Below are 4,358 nucleotides of genomic sequence, written 5' to 3'. Positions count from 1 at the left end.
AGTACAAGAAGTAATTAAGAATAACCCTGGTACTGGTAATGTAGTTTTTATTCTACCCAGTAAACGTGCAGGTGTTTTTCTTAAAAAAATATTATCGCAATCTCTTACCAAAACAGTACTTGCTCCAGAAATCTATAGTATAGAAGATTTTATAGAAAAGGTTTCTAACCTTGTTACCGCAAATACTACCACACAATTATTTGAACTCTATAATGCCTATTTAAAAGTAGGCGATTATGAAAAAGAATCTTTCGATTCTTTCTTAAAATGGGGACAAATACTCCTACAAGATTTTAATGAAGTTGATCGTTACTTAGTTGACGCATCTACATTATACCAAAATGTAGCCGCTATACAAGAGGTCAACCATTGGTCATTGAATACAGATAATTCTGAGATGATTGAAAACTACCTTCATTTCTGGAGATATCTAGAAGGGATATACAATCAATTTAATAACCAGTTACTTGAACAGGGACTTGGTCACCAGGGTCTTATTTATAAAACCTCAGTTTCAGAATTACCAAATTACCTTAGCAATACTAACAAAAAACATGTATTCTTAGGTTTCAATGCACTGAATACAGCAGAAAGTATTCTCATCCAAACCATTCTTGAAAAGACAGATGCATCCATTTATTGGGATATTGACCCTTACTTTCTACAAGACAATATTCATGATGCAGGTTTTTTTATACGCAACTACAAAAGCACTTGGAATATTTTAAAAGACAAACCTCTTGCAGGGCTTACCAATTACTACAATACCAAAAAGAATATTGAAATTATTGGTGTACCTAAAAATATCTCTCAAGTCAATTATGTAGGTGACTTACTTTACCAAATACAAAATGATTCGCCAGACTCCTTACGTAACGCTGCTATTGTTCTAGGTAATGAAGAATTACTGAATCCTTTGTTGAACGCTATTCCAGACAATATTCCAGCCACCAACATTACCATGGGGCAAAAACTAGAATCTACCACCTTGGCTAGCTTTTTTACCAACCTTATTGAGTTTCACGAGCAAAAAACAGAAAAGGGATGGTTCTACAAGCATTTACTGAATCTTTTGACACATTCATATGCTGTATTACTATTTGATGCTAACGAGGTCTCTACAGAGCGTTTAGTTTCAAAAATCAAAACAAATAACTGGTCTTACATCACCAATACTCAAATACGTGAATTATTACCAGAAAATGAGGCTATTCATTTACTCTTTGAAGATGTCAAAAATAACCCTAACAAACTTATTGATAATTTTCTAGCACTTATTCAGTCTATCAGAAGTATAGAAATTGTAAAACAAAATTCTTTATTACTAGAACAGCTATATAAATTCTATACCCTATTCAATCAGCTAAAAGATTTATGTACAAGCTTTACATACATCAATAATCTAAAAAGTCTTAAGCATCTTTTTAGTCAATTATTGAGCTCTGAAACTTTAGATTTTCAGGGGAATCCTATTGAAGGCATCCAGATTATGGGAATGTTAGAAAGTAGATTGCTAGATTTTGAAACTATCATTATAACTTCTGTCAACGAGGGAGTATTACCATCGGGGAAATCTAATAACTCATTTATACCCTTTGACCTAAAAATTAAAAACGGATTACCTACCTACAAAGAGAAAGATGCGGTTTATACCTATCACTTTTATCGTTTACTACAACGTGCCAAAAATGTATACGTTCTTTATAATACAGAACCAGATGCTCTAGAAGGCGGTGAACGAAGTAGACTAATTACACAATTATTAACCGACGACAATAGAACGGACATAAAATCTTTTATTGCCACGCCCACTATTCAGCCTATTACAAAAGAAATAGAGAAGATTGATAAGACAAAAAGTTTAATGGAGCTTATTCGTGAGAAAGCAAGAAAAGGCTTTTCACCAAGTTCACTAAGTAATTATATTAGAAACCCTATTGATTTTTATAAGCAGAATTTATTGAATATCAATGAAGTCATGCAAGTAGAGGAAACTTTGGCGCCAAATACCTTTGGTACCATTGTTCATGATAGTTTAGAAGAGCTATACACACCGCTAGTTGGAAAAACCTTAACCAAAGAATTACTGAACGATATTCGTAAAAGCGTTTCTACATCAGTAGCACGTAATTTTGAAAAAACGTACAAAGAAGGAAACATTAGTTCCGGTAAAAACTATATTTCTTTTCATGTTATCCTGAAATACATACAAACGTTTATTGATGCTGAAATAGCTGCCATAAATGACCATAGCATTAAAATTATAGCGCTAGAACAGGAATTGTCTGTACCATTAACAGTACCAGGGTTAGATTTCCCAATTATCTTAAAAGGAAAATTGGATCGTGTAGATGAATATGATGGCATAACCCGTATCATAGATTACAAAACAGGTAAGGTAGAACGCCGTAATGTTGAACTAATGGATTGGGATGTCTTGACAGATGAGTACCAATTTAGTAAAGCGTTTCAATTACTTTGCTACGGATTGATGTTTTTCAAAACTCATCCCGCAGAAAATCTAACCATACAAGCAGGTATTATATCCCTTAAGAATTTTGCTGATGGCACCTTGCTATTCGCACAAAAAGAAGCTGCTCGAGGACCAAAAAATCACATCATAAATAATGAGGTAATTTCGGATTTCGAGCAGATTCTTGGTCAACTGATTACAGAAATCTGTAATGCTGATATTCCTTTTACAGAGAAAGAAGTGTAATACTATTTCTTGTCCGGTCTTGTAGGCCTTACCTCTATTTTACTAGGTAAGGTTCTTTCGTTCATTTGTAAAAGATCCAATACCAATTCACCAATATCTTCTGGTTGAATTTTCCATGCATCTTTTTCATCTGGTTCGTTGTTATTAAAATGTGTAGAAACCGATCCCGGCATAATAGTAGATACTTTAATATCATACTGTCTTAAATCTAACATTGCCGCTTGCGTAAAGCCAACTACCCCAAATTTAGAAGCATTGTACCCAGCTCCTTTTGCAAAGAAATTGGTACCTGCCAAACTTGCCAATGTTATGTAATATCCTTTTGACTTTTTCAATTCCTCAACAGATGCCTTTAATGAATGAAAAGCTCCATTAAGGTTGGTATTTATCATTTGATGCCATTCATCATCTGTCATCTCATCTATGGGCGCAAAATTACCAACTCCGGCATTTGCCAAAACTACATCTACCTGACCCCATTTCTCCACAATTTTAGTTACCGCACTCTTTTCATCGGCTATTTTGCCTACATCTGAAACAATACCTAAAACCGCTTCGTTATCAAAATCTTTTAGCGCCTGATCTACACTCTCTTGAGATCGACCACTAACGGCAACTCTCATGCCTTGTTTTAATAATGTTTGGGCAACAGCGAATCCAATACCCTTGGTGCCTCCTGTTATATAAGCTACTTTATTTTTTAAATCTTTCATGGTTCCATTTTTAATTATACCACAAGGTAGCAAATCTCTATTTTTTTTATTGTTCTTTTAGATTAAGAATTAACGGATTTCATTCATTATATTTAACTACAACTTAATACTCAACAATGAACAGAATTATCGTTTGGTCTATAACCGTAGCGCTTGCAGGATTTTTATTCGGATTTGACACCGTTGTAATCAGTGGCGCTAACGAACCCATAAAGCAATTGTGGAACACCTCACCCCTATTTCACGGTACCTTTATAATGAGTATGGCACTTTGGGGAACAGTTGTAGGATCTCTTTTTGGTGGAATCCCTACTAAAAACTTAGGACGAAAAAAGACTCTACTTTGGGTAGGTATCTTATTCTTGGTTTCTGCCTTGGGATCTGCATTGGCACAAGATCCTTATTCATTCTCCATATTTCGTTTCATTGGTGGCGTTGGTGTTGGTATTTCATCGGTTGCCGCTCCTATTTATATTTCTGAAATTACATCTAAAGAGAATCGTGGTAAGCTTGGCGGACTCTATCAATTTTGGTTGGTATTCGGTATTTTAATTGCCTTTGTTTCTAACTGGTTGTTAAAAGGTTTTGATGGCGCTAACGATTGGCGTTGGATGTTAGGCGTTGAAGCCATACCCGCGTTGATATACACGGTAATGGTATTGACCGTTCCAGAAAGTCCAAGATGGTTGGCCTTACATAAAAAAGACGATGAAGCTTCATTGAAAATATTAGAGATTATATACCCTAAGGAAAAGGCTTCTCAACATTTAGCTGAAATAAAGACCGATCTACAACATACCACTAAAAGCGAAAAACTATTTCAAAAGAAATATTCAAAAGTGCTTTGGCTAGCGTTCTTTATTGCATTTTTCAATCAACTATCAGGCATTAATTTTGTGCTGTACTATGCTCCCGAAATTTTAGAA

3 protein-coding genes are annotated in these 4,358 nt (G+C 34.8%); 2 read left to right on the top strand and 1 reads right to left on the bottom strand.

All coding sequences use genetic code 11. The features are described 5' to 3' along the window. Window positions 1-2,719, top strand: a 2,719-nt coding sequence (locus ABJI11_RS18135) for a PD-(D/E)XK nuclease family protein (protein WP_348355553.1), incomplete at its 5' end; no start/stop codon positions are given. A gap of 2 nt (window positions 2,720-2,721) precedes the next feature. On the opposite strand, the gene ABJI11_RS18130 is transcribed toward ABJI11_RS18135, so the two are convergent. Continuing rightward, window positions 2,722-3,432: an SDR family oxidoreductase gene (locus ABJI11_RS18130; RefSeq protein WP_348355550.1), complete on the bottom strand. Its 711-nt coding sequence runs from the start codon at window positions 3,430-3,432 to the stop codon at window positions 2,722-2,724. Between the two features lie 116 nt (window positions 3,433-3,548). Here ABJI11_RS18130 and ABJI11_RS18125 point away from each other — a divergent pair. After that, window positions 3,549-4,358 (top strand): MFS transporter (locus ABJI11_RS18125; RefSeq protein WP_348355547.1); only part of this gene is annotated, 810 nt, incomplete at its 3' end.

The sequence above is a fragment of the Maribacter sp. genome, from assembly GCF_039968975.1.
In the GTDB taxonomy this organism is placed as follows: domain Bacteria; phylum Bacteroidota; class Bacteroidia; order Flavobacteriales; family Flavobacteriaceae; genus Maribacter.
The sequence above is the reverse complement of the archived record's forward strand: the minus strand, read 5'-3'. Positions and strand labels throughout refer to the sequence as shown.